Raw genomic sequence first — 17,546 nt, 5'->3', positions numbered from 1 at the left:
CTTAACGGTGCTTCCGTCATGTCTCATAAAAATCAACTTGCCATAAAATTTACCATATGATGGTCAATTCGTCAACTATTGATGTTGAAAAAATTACGTATTTCTCTTTCCGCGCTTTCATCCGAATCAGAGCCATGTACGATATTGCTGGCTACGTCAGTAGCGTAATCGCCGCGGATAGTTCCCGCCGCCGCTTCAACGGGATTTGTTGCCCCGATGACCGAGCGTGCGTTTTTGACAGCATTAGTTCCATGGAGCTCCATCGCGAATACAGGACCAGATGTAATAAAGTCGACCAACTCACCAAAAAACGGTTTTTCATTCAAATGCTCATAATGAACCTCGGCTTGCTGTCTGTTCAATTGCATCAATTGGGCTTGAGCTAATTTGAAGCCCTTTTCTTCAAATCTCGCTACAATACGACCTACCAAGCCTCTTGCCACCCCATCAGGTTTTACCATTACAAATGTTTTGTTCATGATTACCCCTCCATTATATGGTATATCCATTTATTGGTTAAGCCATTCGTTAATGATACCAGCAGTCTCCTCGACTGCCCGATTCGTAACATCGATAACGGGACAATTCAGGCTTTTCATAATAGAAGAAGCGTAGTTGAGCTCCTCTTGAATGCGATCAGCCGAAGCGTATTGAGCGGATGCGGGCAGTCCCAGCGCCTTCAATCTTTCGGTACGAATTTGCAGCAAGTGTTCCGGATTCATCGTCAACCCAACAATTAATCTGCCTGGTCCACTCTTAAGCTCCGCTGGCGGATTCACTTCGGGCATAAGCGGTAGGTTGGCCGTTTTTATCCCTTTATGAGATAAATAAACGCTTACAGGAGTCTTCGAGGTACGCGACACACCGATTAGAATGACTTGTGCCTGCAATAATCCTCGAACATCCTTGCCGTCATCGTACTTGACTGCGAACTCGATCGCTTCCATTCGCTTATGATACGCTTCATCGATAGAATGAAGCAGCCCCGGCTCGCGCTTTGGAAAGCTGCCGAACGTATCCACGAACGCCTGCATCATCGGTCCCATTACATCGACCGCGGTAACGCCATGCTTCATCGATTCCTCTTTCATAAGCGCTCTTAATTCTGGTTGTACCAATGTGTAGCTGATAAACCCGCCATACCTAGCCGCATTAGCTACTATACGTGAGATCTCATCCTCAGAACGCAAGTGTCCGAAACGTTTAATTTTTACATTCTCCGATGAAAACTGACGCAAAGTCGCCTTCACAACCGCCTCCGCCGTCTCTCCTACTGCATCCGAGCATACATATATGATTTGCTCTGTCATCTATATGGCTCCTCCTATTCCCCGACTGACGCGATGTCCGACAATAATGTAATAATACCGGACTTCGACACCCATCCTACCACTTCCGGATCTTGTCCAGATTCCTCGCGCTGCGCAATGACAGGGAGGCAATCCACTTGATGCGCCGCCATCTTCATAATTGCGTCATGAACGGAATCGCTAGGAAGCAAAGTAACGATGTTGGGATATCGGGTCATCACCATACTGACAGGTATGGATGCCGAGCTTGGATTACCCAGTGTAATTTTCAACAGATCCTTGGGTGTAACGATGCCGGCGAACCGCTTATTCTCATTCACCACGATAAGCGTATCCGCATTCTCGGTGAACAAGGTAATCACCGCGTCATGGACTGACAAGGAATCCGGAATATTAACGGGTACACCTTGGACTTCGCCTACCTTCAAGCTGCTCAGGCGCTGCATGGATTCACTATTCGGCTTATATGCATTTCCTAGGAAATAACCCACTTTCGGCTTCGCATCTAGCATGCCAAGCATTACAAGTAGGGAAAGGTCCGAACGCAACGTCGGCCGACTGACTCCCAAATATTCAGCTAATTGCTCGCCTGTAACCGGCGAATGCTTTTTCACTAGCTCCAGGAGTTCCAATTGTCGAGATGTTAACTGAATTGTTCTCCCCCCTCCCTATATGACTCATATATCATATCGTGTATTATACACCGACTTATATAACATATCACAATGACATTTGTTGCACAATAAATATTTAGTTTCGCATTTATTTCATAATATCAATAGTGATTTTTGTCTCACTTATCAATGAATCCAAAATAAGTTCAGCTCCAAAATTTTATAAATTCGTGATAAAAAATACAACGGCCAATGACCGTTGTATCTTGTCCGTAAACTCACATCCAGATGCCGCTTCGCGAATTTCTTCACTTCCATTCCGCCCTATTGCCGCTATCATTTGCACTAAGAGTCCAGGCAGTGTATAACTTTAGTATAGACAGATGGGAGGTATAATAATATGTCAAAGCCATTGCAAATCTCCGCGGATACCGCCGTCAAGCTGGCCGAGCAGCTTGGGGTGCCAATCGAGCAGCTCATGCACATGCCACGCCATATTCTGATGCAGAAGCTTGCCGAACTGGCGAATAGCGGTGCAGAGAAGAAGAGCACGGAGGAACCATGATACCATTCCGGCATACCTGGCCTTATGAACGAATCATGAATGATCTCTATGTAACCAGCTGTCCCTACTGTCAAGAGGATAACGTGCTTCTCCCTCTAAAGCCCAAGCAGCTCCCCGACATCCGGGATGGCAAGAAACACTTGCTCGTATTCCCGTGCTGCCACAATAAGGCAACGATCGTCGATGCGGACAGCGATTACTTGCTGGCTGACGCTCCTCTGCGCGACTTGTAAGCGCGGAGGAGACGGCGCCATGCGCTGTTTCCGACGCCTTCTGCTATGTACGGCGTCATACTCATATGCCGCAATGCTGTCCCTCTCGCAGTTCATCGCTTAAGCAGCGATTTTCCTCATCGTCACCTGATTCGCTGTCCGAGCCGCTACGCGCTGTTCATCGTGTGGGATGAGGATTGATCCTTGCGTTTGCCAAGCCGCTCCTCCTCCATCTCCTCACGAATTAATTGCCACTGCTCCCGGCTCGCCCGAATCATGGCGGCATCCGTGATCCGCTTATCATTCACGATGCGGGAGTACCATTTTATCGCTTCATTATTCTCCCCAATCCTGCGATTCAGCTCCCCGATGAGATACATCAGCTTCGTATTGTTCAGCGAGACGCCCTCCGTCTCATAGACGGATATATAAGCCTCGAGCGCATATTTCAAAAATCTGCGTTCCTGCTCTTGATTGTCCTCATAGCGGTAAAGCCAGGCAATATGGTGAAGTATGCCCGCAATAACACGGTCCTTGACTCCAGTAGCCTGTCCTGCCATAAGCGCCAATTTATAAGAAACCATAGCTTGCTCCGCTGTACGCTCTCCGCTGAAATCCAGCCCTTTCCCGTTCCAATGAGTCCCTATCTTTTCGAAATATCGTTCCTTCTGTTCCTGAGTCAGCGACTCGAATCCGTTCTCCGTAAAGGCATATCCACAACTCGGACATACTCGTACCACATAGAAGTCGGGATTGATGCCATTGCTGTAATGTCCACAAAAATCGGAATCGACATGGGTTGCTTTCTTAAAGCTGGGTCTAACCTTGGAAGTAGTAAAAGGCGTCTCGCAGCAGATGCAGGGAATGGTTGTTTCGTACAGCGGTTCCATATCATTCATGTCTCCTCTTCTGAAGTATTCACAAAGTGGTGTGCCGGCCCAGACAAACGTTGCAATACAATCTCCCGAAGCTCAGGCTCAAGCGCAATCTCTTCAAGCGCTCTTCTCATGCAATTCAGCCAGGCTTCCGCCCTCTGGGGTGTGATTGGGAATGGCAAATGCCTGCCACGCATCATAGGATGCCCGTACTGATCCGAATAAAGCGAAGGACCACCAAAAAACTGAGTAAGAAACTGATACTGTTTTTCCATTACCGGTTCGATATCAGCGGGGAACAAATGACCAATTAAAGGGTCAGCTTGCACCTTTGGGTAAAAAGACTCAACTATTTCACGTACTGTATTCTCTCCGCCGATCGCCTCGTAAAGGCTTATATTCCTATTCATCGTCAATTCCATCTCCGTTTTTTAGGTATTTTGCATTATCTTTTTGAACTTTGTTAGAAGGAAATAAAAAGAAACACCCGCATAACTGGACGCGGGCTAGGTATATTTTCCTCTATAATCAGAATTTATAGTTATCGTCATGGGGGTGAGTGATTGATTCCTTGATGACATAGACAAAAGCGCAAGCAATTAGGCCGGCGATAATACTCATGTTCATCACTCCAAGCGTTGTATGCTGTTACTATTGTACCATGAATGGAAGCAAAAAGGCACCCTTTTCTGCAAACGCTTACCGACAATTGCGTAAACCTGTTCCTTCTGTTGACCGCTTGCAGTGATGGGAGCCGTTCTTCACTCATATATGTATAGAGAGGGTTGTACAAATTTCCTTGGAAAAGGGGAACGGCATATGCTCCGCACGCTTGCTCACCCGCTATCAATCACGGCAATAATCGCACTGTTCATCTCGTGGCTGATGGCTTATTACCCTACGGAGACATTGCATGCCTCGCTTCGAGGGCTGGCCATATGGTGGGATGTTTTGTTTCCCGCATTGTTTCCGTTCTTTGTCATATCCGAGCTATTGCTAGGCTTCGGCATCGTACACTTTTTCGGCAAGCTGCTTGACCCCTATATGCGTCCCTTATTCCGGCTGCCCGGCATTGGCGGCTTTGTCGTTGCCATGGGTTATATGTCCGGCTATCCTGTAGGGGCAAGGTTGACGGCGCAGCTATGGGAACAACGGCATATTAATCGGATTGAAGGCGAGCGGCTCGTAGCGTTCACCACAACTTCCGATCCGGTCTTTCTGATCGGAGCTGTCTGCATTGGCTTCTTCCAAAATGCTGCCCTCGCTCCATTGCTTGCTGTGGCTCATTATGGCGGCGGACTGATCATCGGCTTGCTGATGCGTTATCACGGTCGAAGTCATGAGCGGTATGAACAGGCATCCAGCACGCCGAAGTCGTCTGCCCCTCAGCGACGTCGCAGCGGATTGTATGCGGCGCTCCGGGCCATGCACGAAGCGCGCCTGCTGGATGGCAGGGAACTGGGCAAGCTGCTGCAGGATGCCGTCGAGTCGGCCCTTCGACTGATGATCGTCGTAGGCGGCCTCGTCGTCGTCTTCTCCGTCGTGATGGAGACGCTTACCCATGCGGGGCTCGTGGAAGGCCTGACAGAACTACTCCGGCTATTGTTCGGACTCATCGGACTGCCGGAGCCGCTTGCCGATGCCGGCATCTTCGGCATCTTCGAAGTGACATTAGGCGCCCGCTCAGCCGGTACGGCGGGAACCGGCCTGATGCACCAGGCGGCTATTGCGGCATGGATATTGTCATGGGGTGGATTGTCGGTCCATGCTCAGATCGTCAGCTTGTTAAGCCGGACAGCTATTCGCTACAAGCCTCTATTGTTCTCTCGCCTGCTGCACGGCTTCATTTCAATGCTGATCGTCTATCTGCTCTGGGGTACTCTGGGGCCATAGTAGCGGGTATACGAAGGATATGCCTTAAGCAATCCGCACATTGAATTCAGAGCGGTTGTACGATATGATCTAAGTAGTATTGTACTGCACGGAAGGAGAAGCATCATTGAGATACGCAGTAATAGACCGGGGAGACGAATTGTCGAAGTCGCTCGCCCAGCAATTCCATACCTTAGCGGAGAAGCGAGGATTCGTTCGCCATAGCGACCAGCCGGACATCGTCATCTCCATCGGAGGAGACGGTACGTTGTTGGAGGCCTTCCACACCTATGTACACCGAATCGCCAATGTCGCATTCGTCGGCATTCATACGGGGCACCTCGGCTTCTACGCGGACTGGAAGGCGGACGAGCTGGAGGAGCTTGTCGCTCATATGGCGGAGAAGCCGCCTCAGATCGTGAAGTATCCACTCGCCCAGATCGAGGTGGAGACAAGCGATGCTACCCTCACTTATCTGGCGTTGAATGAATTTACATTGAAGGGCGTAGACGGCACGCTAGTCGCCCAAATCGACATTAACGATGAGCTGTTCGAGATGTTCCGCGGCGATGGCATCGTCATCTCCACGCCATCAGGAAGCACCGCATACAACAAGAGCCTGGGAGGGGCCATCGTGCACCCGTCGATTCAATCGCTGCAGATCGCGGAGATCGCCTCCATCAACAATCGAGTATTCCGAACGCTGGGATCATCCGTACTGCTCCCGAAGCATCATCATTGCGACATCATTTCCAGGAAGGAGCAGCGCATCCAGCTGGCGATCGATCATATCAATCAGATGCATACCGACATTCGTTCCATTCGCTGCTCGGTCGCCTCGAATGTAGTCAGCTTCGCGCGCTACCGACCGTTCCCATTCTGGAACCGGGTCCGCGAAGCTTTCCTAGGCTATGACGTGAAGTAGCTCGTCTCCCAAGCACGATCACATAAATTCTTATAAAGCAATAAAAACAGCGGCTACTCCTAAGAGCGACCGCTGTTTTTATTGCGTCCGTTTTCCGAAGTCGCCGCTGCTTCATTGGCGGCCGTTTTTACCGACTTTTTGTTCTTCTGATCGTGGTATTTGCCGCCTCTGCGGTTGTCGCGACGACGGGCTTGTCCTTCCTGACGCTTCTCCTGACCGTCCGAACGTTGACGCTGCCGCCTGCCTCCACCGTGATTATCCCTCGTCGGGGGCGCTTCGTCTCCCGGCTGCTCGCCGGAGCGTTTCCCAGCCGGAGTTGATGTTGCCTGAGCCTGCTGAGCGCCGGACTGCGCAACGGTTTGTCCGCCGGATTGCGCTTTCACATCCACCACCGCTTCTCTCGAAGCAGCTCCGCTATGTCTCACAGGCTCTTCCAGCAGATCCAGATTCTCGTCTCCCGGTTCGATGCGTCCGCCGCTCTTCTTCTCCAATACGAAGTAAGCGCAACCGAAATTGCAGTATTCGTTGATGTAATCCGAGGCGTAAGAGAAAGTTGAATCCTTCGTCGCCTTCCCGTTGCCATCCTGGAAGAATCCTTTCAAGCGCAATTGATTGTATCCCCAGTCACCGATAATGTAATCGTATTTCTCCAGCACTTCGCTATAGCGGTTGCGGAACGCTTCGGCGTTCCAGCCGTCCCGATTCTCGTGCACCAGCTCATACGATTTGCCACCGATATGAATCAAAGCCATTGCTTCACCTCATTCCAGCATCATGACAGCGCAGTTGTCGAACAGCCGCCAGTTATTTTCTCCATATTGTCACCGATCGTGGCGGATTCCGCTTCAAACGCGCGTTGGGCAGAGTCTGTCTGCTCATGCGCATGATAAGAGGATCGAACGAGCGGACCGGACTCCACATGGCGGAAGCCGCGGCGCTTGCCTTCTTCCTTCAGCTTGGCGAATTCGTCGGGATGCACATACCGTTCGATCGGCATATGCTTCGGTGTAGGCTGCAAGTATTGTCCAAGTGTTAGTATGTTGCAGTCCACTGCGCGCAGATCGTCCATGGCCTGAACAATCTCATCCCATTGCTCTCCGACTCCTAGCATAATGCTGGATTTTGTTGGAATCTTAGGCTTCATCTCCTTGGCGCGCTTCAACAATTCAATCGAACGTCTATACTTGGCTTTAGCCCGTACCCGATCAGACAAGCGCTCCACCGTCTCGATATTATGATTGAGTATATCCGGATTCGCATCCATGACGACCTGAAGCGCATCCCAGTTGCCCATGAAGTCGGGAATAAGCACCTCGACGCGGCAGAAGGGCAACCGCTTGCGGATCGCTCTGACCGTCGCAGCGAAGATCGATGCCCCGCCATCAGCGAGATCATCACGCGCAACCGACGTGACGACGCAATGTTGAAGGCCCATCTGCTCCGCAGCTTCCGCTACGCGCTCCGGCTCCTGCAGATCCAGCTCTGTAGGCATACCCGTCTTAACCGCACAGAAGCGGCAGGCCCGCGTGCAGATGTCTCCCAGAATCATGAAGGTGGCCGTGCGATTCGCCCAGCATTCGTATATGTTCGGGCAGCGTGCTTCCTCGCACACCGTATGAAGTGTCTTGGAGCGCATCATATCTTTAATTTCCGCATAGTTACCGTTTGTCGTTAATTTTATCCGAAGCCAGTCCGGCTTTTGAAGTTTTTCACGTTTGTTGCGTTGCGTCATTCCCATTACCTGCTTTCAAGATCAGTTAAATTTAAGCATCGCCTCACCTGCAATGTTGCCGGCAATGCCATCATTATAACATGACTTGGATGAAAAAAGTAAAAAAACCGCGTACTCGGATAACAGGAACGATAGTTTATACGAATGCAACTCATCTCATAATGAGATCGGTAATTGTCCCGGATAAAAATCTAACAACTGCAAAACATACCTGTAGAACTATGTGATCCGGGAAAGGGTGAGACCACTTGAAGATCATCATATCTGTCACATCGATACTGATTGCTTCAGCATTGCTTGGCACTCCGGGTATTCAGCTCGCTTCGGAGGCTGCTTCTCTTAGCAGCGAACTACATTTGTTCCGCATCATCAACAAGACTGAGAAGCAACCCGGCGACAGTGCGACAGCAGCTGAGCCGGCAGAGAAAGGAGCTGCAGAAGATCCCTTTGCGGTCAGACAAGAAATGTACACTAACCTTGCCGCTGTCACTGGGCTTCCATGGTATTGGATCGCGGCGATCGACCAGTATGAACGAACATTGTCCAAAGCTCGCCCAAAAGCGCGTCCATTATTGGGGCAGCATACCGGTATTTATATCGAGCCTGAACGATGGGCAGGCGCCATGAACCCCGATTACGAGGATACGCTGCCGGCGTCTATCCAGTGGTTCCGAGGCATTGGAAGAGACGGCGACGGCAACGGGCTTGCCGAGAGGAACAGCGATGCCGATCTTCTGTATTCTCTCCTTCATCAGATCACGCCCTACGGCGTAACGGACGAGGATGTGCCCGTAGGGGTATGGGAATATTACCAGAACAGCAGAGCGGTTCAACGGGTCGAGCAGTTCGCATCCATCTACCGGCATTACGGCAAGCTGGATCTGTTCATGCATGCGTTCCCGCTTCCGCTTGGCAACTCCTATTCCTATCGCGATACATGGGGAGATCGAAGAGGATGGGGAGGCAGGCGTATTCATGAGGGCACCGACATATTCGCAGGTCATGGCACCCCTGTCCGCTCTACTTGCTACGGCATTGTGGAGATAAAAGGATGGAACCGCTATGGCGGCTGGCGCATCGGCATTCGGGATCTGAACAATCATTACCATTACTATGCCCATCTGTCCGGCTTCGACAAGAACATCGCAATAGGGGATATTGTCGAGCCTGCGCAGGTAATTGGCTGGGTAGGGAGCTCCGGCTACGGCAAGCCCGGCACGCAAGGCAAGTTCCCGCCTCACCTTCACTATGGCATATATAGCGATAGAGGATTGCTGGAGTGGGCGTTCGATCCCTATCCCAGCCTGAAACGCTGGGAGCAAGCCGAGCGCAAGCGGCTTCGTGCCAACCGTTAAGTCAACAAGCGGCTCAACCGTATGGTCGAGCCGCTTGTTGACTTGCGACAAGAGATGATAGGAATGGCACTTGCCTGCTTCTGAAGGGCAGCCTGTGGCCATGCAGCCGTTGCCGCTTCCACGATTCCATACCTGATCGGTTCGGTAATTAAGGCAACTCCGCATCCCGTTCCTCCTGATTCGTGGACACTCCGGCGCCAGGCGGCAGGGGAACCGAGATATTGGGAGCCTGCGGCGCATTCTCACCGATCGCCTTCCCGCTGCTGTCGTAATAGTACATCGGCACATCTCCGACCACCAGCAGATAGGAGATCGGAATGTCCGTCTCTACCAGCTCAGGCTCAGTATCGAACGGAATAATAATAGACACTTCGGCAATAACATTAATGTATACCTCCACTAATACCATATTGATCGCCGCATTTCTTTCCCGTGTGCTCAGCTCCACCTTCACCGCGCCTACCGGCTCGAAGCGCACGGGCACCCGCGGACCGAAGGAGGATAACACGGCGCTGTCCAGCGCATGGCCGACGGGGATATGCTCGGGAATATGTTTAATATGATTCAACGTCGTTTGCACCGTATTGATCGTGTCCGAGGTAATGCTCATATGCTCCGCGTAATTGAGCATGAACCCGGATATTTTGCCGTCGGCATTCATCTTCCAGTCGATCAGCTTCTCCGACTCCGCATCCCTCGCCACCCGCTCCGTAATCGCCCGATTGATCGCTTGCGTCGCCACTTGCTTGATCCGCACCTTCGCGATATTCATAAGCGGCTCGCGCAGATTACTCTCGATGAAGATGAAGGCCGGAATCGACAATAGCATCATGACGAACAAAATGAGCAAAAACAGCTTTCGCTTCCGCATGCGCGGTCGGCGGCGGACCGGTCCTGATTCGCTCGTTCCCCGGCCAAGCGAGAACGCGGTGACCAATGGGCGTCGACCCCACTTTTTAGGTGTACCGCCAAACAATCGTTTGCTTTGGCTTCGCTTTGCCGGTTGCGTCCGGTGCGCCCATCCCATTTTCGTACGGGAGGATCCCCATCTCACGGGCTTTATGCGTTGATAAGGAGAAAACAGCCGCAAATTGAATCGAAACGAGCCAGGCGGCCGCATCCTCCAACCTCGTCTTCCCCATCTTGCCACTCCGCTCCCTCCTTTGCGATGAAATGCATGTCTACCTTCCATGCATATGCAGCCGCGTCTCAAAAAAGAAGGGACCTGTACATCCGCTGCTTCCTTCCTCTACAGCCGCCTCTTCCAACGAAAAAGCTGTCTCCCTATACACGCGCGCATCACGATCTATATTATTGCGTTTGGTTGTACAAGCGACTTTAATGAGCTACACTAAAGCAAAGCTTTTTGCATAGGTGCATTCATGCCATTTCAGTTCATATAGATAGGAGAGAGATTGACCATGTCCATGAACCGCAAGCTGTTAAGGGATGCCGATTTCCAAGAAGCGATGGAGCGGGAGAAGCGAATACGCGTCTTTCAAAACAATGCCATTATCGATATGTCCTCCAGCATTGTCCGATTCGATGACGATACCGTTGTGACCCAGTCCGGTGTAGGCGATCTCATGTATCATCGCAGATCGGCATGTGAATTCTTCGAGCTGAGAAAGCGTACCTAACCGGAACCGGTTCTCCTACTGATATGACTCAGCGGCAAGAAGAACATCAGACGGGGATAATAGCGGCGAACCACACTAAAAACAGTTCCTCGGTTGAAAGCCAAGGAACTGTTTTTTTAACTAACTAAATCAGATCAGATTTTTCCAATATTCTCTCCATGATCGTTGCCACTTCTGCGCGTGTAATGAAGTCTTGCGGAGCCAAATGATTAGGACTTCTTCCAGACACGACACCTGCTAGTATAGTATCAACAACTCCCGCTATTGACCATGCAGAGATCTGTGCCTTATCTTCGAAAGCTTGCAGAGCAGCATCCTTTGATTCCTTTGCAAGATTATCTTTCAGCCCCGTTATCTTCATTGCATTGGCAATGATGAGCATCGCCTGTTCGCGGGTAATCTTTTCATTCGGACGGAACGTACCGTCATCATATCCACTTATTAATTCGTACTCGTATGCGGTTTGAATGGCACTGCTATACCAATCGGTAACTTTAACGTCTGTAAAAACGCTCTCTCCACTTTCTAATCCCAATCCCAAACCTCGAACGATGATGGCTGCAAATTCAGCGCGAGTAATTTCACGATTTGGACTGAACATCTCATTGCCGATGCCACTAACGATTAGCCGAGAGGCCATATTGTTGACTGCATCCTTCGCCCAATGGTTCTTCATATCATGGAATTCTCGCGGATGCCATACGACCGAGTAAATACTGTTGGTCAAACTATTTATTTGTGCGTAGAAGACGCCATCCATCTCGATGATTTTCGTAGGTACATGGCGAACCGTTCCATCCGGCTCTATCACTACACCAGTTGTTATTCTGCTCGGATCAACCCCTTCAGGAATGACAACCGTGCGCTTCACATACGCATTAAACTTCGTAACTTCTGCTGTTCGGTCGCCGTAGACAACAGTTATTTTAAACTGTATTGGAGGCGCTACAAGCGTAAACCCTTCACGATTTGTCGTATCTTCTACCATTTGAATGGTGTTGCTAAGCGGTGTTGCGATCTCAATTTTCACTTTAATGTCCTGTAATTGAATAGCTGTACCAAACTGTTTCGAGATGGCATCAATATTTATTTGGTCAGCAGGTAAAGTATAAGTAGCTTGATCGGTACGAATTTCTACTACCGCTTGCTTCATTTCCATTTTTTTGATGATACGTCCATTTAATTGACCGATCACCACATCGCTGCCGCTTGAATCGAATATCGCAATTACAGCGCCTTTGCCCTCTGCTTCAAGACGCTGATGAAGCTTTTCTTCATCTACGACAATTGTCATTACTTCTTGCCCGTTCACTTTTTCTTTCATTGCCGTTCCCGCATTCTCTCTTTTACCATTGACCAGAACATCCACTGCTGTCAGTTCCGGCCCGGCAGGCAAGGTTGGCTGTGATGGCGAATCGCTGGTATCGTCTTCATGGCTTGACGGCGCACTTGGTATGACCTCGTTCGACACCGCCGATTGTGCACTCTTCCCTTGGGAATTGATCGATTTCACGGTGAACGTGTAGGTCGTCCCATTCGTTAAACCGGTTATTGTAATCGGACTTGACATCCCTGTAACGACGATATTTCCAGAAGATGCGGTCACTTCATACTCTGTTATTGCACTTCCTCCATTATCGGCCGGAGCAGTGAAGGTGATGATTGCGCTGCCGTTGCCAGCTACTGCCGATACATGAGTGATTGGGAATGGAATCGTTGCGGGCGTAGCGCCCACTTGGTTGGAGTTACCGCTTAACCCTCCATCGTTACCAGCTTTCACAACAAAGTAATACACAGTGCCATTGGTCAGATTGTCAACCTGATAGGTGGCTTCGGTTACAGTCGCCATGGGCATAACATCAAATTGCCCCGGTGTAGTTGACATATATAAATTGTAGTATGTTGCGCCTGTAACCGTGTTCCATCCTAAGTCAATCTGGCGATTTCCTGATGCGGCAACCAGATTCTGTGGATTCGCAGGGGCATCTGGCAAGTTCACAATTGTATAAGTAAAGGTCGCAATCTCGCTATCTGCCATGCCGTCCTTCACCGCAATGGCCATTATCGTTACCGAATGACCTGGAGCAGCTGAAACTGTAACGTTCGTACCACTCAAGCTGCCGGTAGTAGGAATACTTCCATCCAACGTGTAATATATCGTCGCTCCAGCGGTACTAGAGCTCAGTGTTACTTTGCTGTTGTTGGATATGATCATGCCATCGGCAATGTCAGCAGTCGGAGCATCTGCCTGTACTAATTCGTGAATGGTTACTGAAAGATCGATAGACTCGGAAACCCCTCCATCAGCTGTTACGGTCAAGGTGTCATGATAAACGCCGGCAGGCAGATTCAATTTCACACCAATCAGAGCGGTAGAAGAGGCTACTCCCGGCGCCAATGTGCCTGAAGGAACGCTCCCAATTGTAAATGGCGATTCAATTCCTTTACCGAAGCTCACCTGTACATTGGGTACATTCGAAAAAGTATGCCCTACCTTTTGTAAAGATAGCTGAAGTTTTGGAATCGCGCTGTATCCTTCATAATAGGTTCCAGCTGTATCAAAGTTATAACTGTCAGCTGGAAGTAAGAGGATCGTTCCGTCAGGATGAGGATCAACCGTGAACGACAAATCAATCATGTCACTGATGGCATCATCTCCTGCAATTGTTAATGTTTCGGTATACGTACCAATGGGCAGAGCGTTTTTGGGTTTCACTAATAGAGTAATACTATTTGATGTTGCATGCATGAAAGAGTCCTTGTTCAAAGTTCCAACAATAAATTTTGATTGCTCTCCATCGCCAAGTAAGGCAGTCACATTTGAAATCGTTGTTCCATTAGGTTTGGAGATGGTAATCTGTTCATAGACAGTTGTATTATTATAGGCCATATATAACTGCGTCGGTAACGTGATTGCTGCTTCTGGCGTTACGGTTATGGGTACATTCTCCACTATTACTTGAATGGTTTTAGTATCTGTCTCCCCGGTGGCATTGCCCCATGAATCGCCGTCCCACACTTTCTTTTGAAAGGTCGCCGTAACTGTATATGTTCCGACCTCAGAAGGCGCGTAGGTTGAAGTATAACTGCCCGTGCTTTCAGTGAATAATCCCTGCTTTCCTGTCTCTGTTGATACCCAGCTGATCGGGATATACTGCTCATCTCCAACGACTGCGCCGATTGCTGATTGACGGTCACCCGTCGCCGATAATGCAATACCAACTCCTAGAGGTATGGTCGTTGAATTTGCGCTCAAGCTGTTGCTTGCCGTGTAAGCATTCGCTGAATAGTACGCCGTATACAAGATGTCGGCAGTTACCGTTGATGCTTCCACATTTGCTGTATGGAGCAATGTAGTTCCGCCATCTGAACTCCATCCGGCAAATGTATAGCCACTGTCCGGTATAATCGTTGGCACATGAGAGGGACTTTGTCCATCAACAACAACTTCACTTGCTGAACTAGCGCTTCCGTGAGCACCCTCTGCATAGATGACTGCATGTTCGATTACCACAGCCGCTACCGTTGTTCCGAACTTCACCACCTTGCCATCTGCGTCAATCTCCGCTATCGCAATGATATCCCCATTGGCCGCTTCGATGATGCCATCAGCCGGCAAGTCGACATATCCAGTTAAAGTGTCACCGACATTCGGCACTGAAACGGAGCTTTCCTCGAAATTTTTATAGACAAATTTATGTTCGGCTCCTGCCGTCTCCGCAACGTCGATGACTGTTTTGCCATCTGCTTCGGATCCCGTTACATCATTGGCCGACACCGTCAGCCCACTCGCTTGTAAAGGTGTCGAATCGCTAATCGTAACCGTCCAGGTAGGATCCATTCCCGCACTCATGTCAATGGTGAATACTTGCGCTCCTGTTCCCAGCGTTGCTAAGTACTCTTTCTTGATAGTCAGTACATGGCTCGGATCGTTAAAGCTATAGTTGCCGGCACCGATGCCCGTCCCACTTCGTAGCACATCGATGAACGTATTCCCGTTCGGCGTGATCGCGATCGTCATATCTGAGTAGGTCGCCGCCTGGTCATACTTGTCGAACGTCGCTATCGTTGGGTTGACCGTACTGTCCTGCACAGTGATTCTGCCTGCTCCGATATTAGATAATGTGGGATACCCGCCGTTTACCGAGCCGCTATCACTAATCCACTCCGCATCCGGACCTCTGTTTTGATTCAACAGTGTGACGAATGCTGCTGCCTTCATCTCCGCATCCGTTTTGGAAGTTCCGCTATAATCGGTTACATAGCCTACACCTGTCGAAGCCTTGTCACTGTTCCAATAACTGTTGTCAATCACTCCTTCGTTTTGGAATCCGACAAGCCCGCCAGTATAGTTGCCTGTCCCATTGGCTGTAACCGTGCCCGTTGCGTAACTGTTTGATATTTTTACTGCTTCTAATCCGTTGCCTCCCGTTCGACCCACTAAGCCGCCGGCTCTGCCTCCATTGCCGTTCACTGTCACATTTACGGTGGAATAACTGTTGGTAACGCTGGCATTATTTACAGTAGAATAGCCAACTAGCCCGCCGACTCGGAGAGTTATAATCGATTGCCCCATTTGTCCGGCTGTGATGCTTCCGGTCGTATAAGAGTTAATAATGGTAACTGGATAGCCCCAGTTATATCCTACCAACCCCCCCGTTCTTCCGTTGGTCGCAGGATTGGAGATCTGAACATATTCCACACCAAGATTTTTGATCGTTGCGTCGCCCACAATTCCGAATAAACCGACCCAATGCGTCTCTGCAGTAGTAATCGTCATGTTGCGTATAACATGTCCATCACCATCAAACATGCCAGTAAAACTCCTATTTGTTGCGCTGTATTTGCCGCCGATAGGCGTCCACTCATTATTGTTGAGGTCGATATCTGCTGTAAGTTTAAAGTGCTTTCCGCTATAATCTGTCCCGGTATTCACCTGACTGGCTAAATACGCAAGCTGTGCTCCAGTAGCGATTCGATACGGATCGACAGATGTCCCAGCTCCTCCGTCATAGGAGGAAGCCACAGTCCCATTCCATGTGTCCGTCGCTGCGATAACTTGTGTCGATTGCCCAGGCATCATCCCTATAAAAATACAGACCGTAAGTGCAAGAACGATTATTTTTTGAACGGATTGATAATTACTAATTTTAACCACTCCTTGATTACCTTGATTGAAAATCTATCAATTCACATTAACTTCTATTAATTCTACAAGCCACGCCTCACAAAATTCTCACAAATCCCTCACCAATGGCAAAAAACCGTTGTCATCCTGAATACAGGACAATAACGGTCGCACACCATTCCCTATTTGGTTGTCGCTTTCTCCTTCAGTTCCCATGGAGGCTCCATCCCCATTTCCCGGATATAAGCCTGCCTGAGTTTGTTATAGTGGGCCATGGATTTCTCCCACTTGCCGCTTCGGCCATACAGCTCGAGCAGCAGGCCGTTCATTTCATCATGAAGCGGATAGATGGCCAATAGACGGAGCAGCCATTCTTCTGCGGAGGACCAATTACCGAGGGACATATCGTATCGGACAATCGTCCGGATCAAGGCTTCATATTGCTTGGAGCTCTCCTCTTCCAGTGCCAGCTTCCATAGATACGGCTTGCCCTCCAGCAGAACTCCGCGATATTGCAAGCAGAGTTGCTCTGCCTGAGATCGGCTGCCGGGTTCAAGTCCTGCCAACCTGGCTTGCGATTGGAATAGCAGGTAATCATAAGGCGGCCCGGTCGATTCAAGCACATAACCATCGTTCGTTTTTTTCAACTCCATATGGAGACGATTATCTTTCATGAGCTTCTTCAATAAGTACACCGCATTGTGCAAATTATGGGATGCCCGCTCAGCCTCCATATTCGGCCATAGCAATTCGACGAGCTGCCATTTGCTTACATCTCTTCCGGGATGGCATAACAAATAGGCGCATAGCTCCTCTGCCTTCCGCGATGGAAATCGTATAAGCCCGCCATCGCCGCTGCGCACTTCGAATCCGCCGAAGCAGCGAATTTCTGCAGAGCCGGCTGGCGATGAATTCGTATCTTCCGTCATCCCCGCATGCTGATTGAGACGCGACAGCACTCTTTCAATAGCAGCCGGCGTTACAGGCTTCAAAATATAATCAACCGCTTGCACATCGAACGCTTCAAGCGCATATTCCCGGTAGGCTGTCGTAAACACAATTGCTGTCCGGGGACAATGCTCTAGCAGCTTTCGTGCAAGTGCTATACCGTTCATCTCCGGCATTTCAATATCGATAAATGCCACATGAGGAGCATCTGTTGATTCCTTTATGCTGACGAATGCTTGCAGTGGACTGTCGAAAGAGCCCATAATGTCAATGCTCGAAAACTGCTGCAGCATGACATGCATCAGTTCCAAATTCGGTATCTCGTCTTCAACGATTATCGCCTTGTACATCCGCATTCCACCCTGTCATC

At 49.7% G+C, this 17,546-nt stretch carries 16 protein-coding genes; 6 read left to right on the top strand and 10 right to left on the bottom strand.

Annotation, left to right across the window (positions count from 1 at the left end):
* Positions 1-71: 71 nt before the first annotated feature.
* From ndk to ACFQ2I_RS17705, 3 genes are read right to left on the bottom strand one after another with little or no spacing between them, the layout of a single operon-like run.
* Positions 72-479 carry a nucleoside-diphosphate kinase gene (ndk, locus tag ACFQ2I_RS17715; RefSeq protein ID WP_377566519.1) on the bottom strand — a complete coding sequence of 136 codons (408 nt, stop codon included), beginning with the start codon at positions 477-479 and terminating at the stop codon, positions 72-74.
* Positions 480-509: 30 nt separating this feature from the next.
* Complete coding sequence (locus ACFQ2I_RS17710) at positions 510-1,310, bottom strand: pyruvate, water dikinase regulatory protein (protein WP_377566517.1); 801 nt, start codon at positions 1,308-1,310, stop codon at positions 510-512.
* A gap of 14 nt (positions 1,311-1,324) precedes the next feature.
* On the bottom strand, positions 1,325-1,942 hold the full coding sequence (locus ACFQ2I_RS17705) for a helix-turn-helix transcriptional regulator (RefSeq protein ID WP_377566515.1): 618 nt from the start codon (positions 1,940-1,942) through the stop codon (positions 1,325-1,327).
* 382 nt (positions 1,943-2,324) lie between these two features.
* Between ACFQ2I_RS17705 and ACFQ2I_RS17700 the strand changes: the two genes are divergently transcribed.
* Positions 2,325-2,489 (top strand): YycC family protein, encoded by a 165-nt coding sequence (locus ACFQ2I_RS17700; protein WP_377566513.1) that lies wholly within the window; start codon positions 2,325-2,327, stop codon positions 2,487-2,489.
* Entirely contained in the window at positions 2,486-2,722 is a 237-nt protein-coding gene (locus tag ACFQ2I_RS17695; protein ID WP_377566511.1) for a hypothetical protein, read from the top strand. The genes ACFQ2I_RS17700 and ACFQ2I_RS17695 overlap by 4 nt, the downstream gene beginning before the upstream one ends.
* A 146-nt stretch (positions 2,723-2,868) precedes the next feature.
* Here ACFQ2I_RS17695 and ACFQ2I_RS17690 read toward each other — a convergent pair whose 3' ends face one another.
* A complete protein-coding gene (locus tag ACFQ2I_RS17690) occupies positions 2,869-3,591 on the bottom strand; it encodes a DUF2225 domain-containing protein (protein WP_377566509.1) in 723 nt (240 codons plus the stop codon).
* A 5-nt stretch (positions 3,592-3,596) separates the two neighbouring features.
* Positions 3,597-3,986: a globin domain-containing protein gene (locus ACFQ2I_RS17685; RefSeq protein ID WP_377566507.1), complete on the bottom strand. Its 390-nt coding sequence runs from the start codon at positions 3,984-3,986 to the stop codon at positions 3,597-3,599.
* A gap of 409 nt (positions 3,987-4,395) precedes the next feature.
* On the opposite strand from ACFQ2I_RS17685, the gene ylbJ reads away from it, so the two are divergent.
* Together ylbJ and ACFQ2I_RS17675 are read left to right on the top strand one after the other, a co-directional pair.
* Positions 4,396-5,469, top strand: a complete 1,074-nt coding sequence (gene ylbJ / locus ACFQ2I_RS17680) for a sporulation integral membrane protein YlbJ (protein WP_377566505.1) — start codon at positions 4,396-4,398, stop codon at positions 5,467-5,469.
* A 106-nt stretch (positions 5,470-5,575) separates the two neighbouring features.
* Complete coding sequence (locus ACFQ2I_RS17675) at positions 5,576-6,373, top strand: NAD kinase (protein WP_377566503.1); 798 nt, start codon at positions 5,576-5,578, stop codon at positions 6,371-6,373.
* A gap of 59 nt (positions 6,374-6,432) precedes the next feature.
* Here ACFQ2I_RS17675 and ACFQ2I_RS17670 read toward each other — a convergent pair whose 3' ends face one another.
* Both ACFQ2I_RS17670 and lipA read right to left on the bottom strand, forming a co-directional pair.
* Positions 6,433-7,125 carry a YutD family protein gene (locus ACFQ2I_RS17670; RefSeq protein ID WP_377566501.1) on the bottom strand — a complete coding sequence of 231 codons (693 nt, stop codon included), beginning with the start codon at positions 7,123-7,125 and terminating at the stop codon, positions 6,433-6,435.
* Between the two features lie 20 nt (positions 7,126-7,145).
* Positions 7,146-8,105: a lipoyl synthase gene (gene lipA / locus ACFQ2I_RS17665; protein ID WP_377566499.1), complete on the bottom strand. Its 960-nt coding sequence runs from the start codon at positions 8,103-8,105 to the stop codon at positions 7,146-7,148.
* 356 nt (positions 8,106-8,461) lie between these two features.
* On the opposite strand from lipA, the gene ACFQ2I_RS17660 reads away from it, so the two are divergent.
* Positions 8,462-9,460 (top strand): M23 family metallopeptidase, encoded by a 999-nt coding sequence (locus ACFQ2I_RS17660; RefSeq protein WP_377566716.1) that lies wholly within the window; start codon positions 8,462-8,464, stop codon positions 9,458-9,460.
* Positions 9,461-9,608: 148 nt separating this feature from the next.
* Here the strand turns inward: ACFQ2I_RS17660 and yunB are convergent, their stop codons facing one another.
* Entirely contained in the window at positions 9,609-10,397 is a 789-nt protein-coding gene (yunB, locus tag ACFQ2I_RS17655; protein ID WP_377566497.1) for a sporulation protein YunB, read from the bottom strand.
* Positions 10,398-10,881: 484 nt separating this feature from the next.
* Between yunB and ACFQ2I_RS17650 the strand changes: the two genes are divergently transcribed.
* A complete protein-coding gene (locus tag ACFQ2I_RS17650) occupies positions 10,882-11,100 on the top strand; it encodes a hypothetical protein (protein ID WP_377566495.1) in 219 nt (72 codons plus the stop codon).
* Between the two features lie 124 nt (positions 11,101-11,224).
* Here the strand turns inward: ACFQ2I_RS17650 and ACFQ2I_RS17645 are convergent, their stop codons facing one another.
* Positions 11,225-16,258, bottom strand: coding sequence for an S-layer homology domain-containing protein (locus tag ACFQ2I_RS17645; protein ID WP_377566493.1), 5,034 nt, complete (start codon positions 16,256-16,258; stop codon positions 11,225-11,227).
* A gap of 152 nt (positions 16,259-16,410) precedes the next feature.
* On the bottom strand, positions 16,411-17,526 hold the full coding sequence (locus tag ACFQ2I_RS17640) for a response regulator (RefSeq protein WP_377566491.1): 1,116 nt from the start codon (positions 17,524-17,526) through the stop codon (positions 16,411-16,413).
* Positions 17,527-17,546 lie beyond the last annotated feature (20 nt).

The sequence above is a fragment of the Paenibacillus chungangensis genome, from assembly GCF_042675905.1.
GTDB lineage: Bacteria > Bacillota > Bacilli > Paenibacillales > Paenibacillaceae > Pristimantibacillus > Pristimantibacillus chungangensis.
This window is presented reverse-complemented; position numbering and strand designations above follow the sequence as displayed.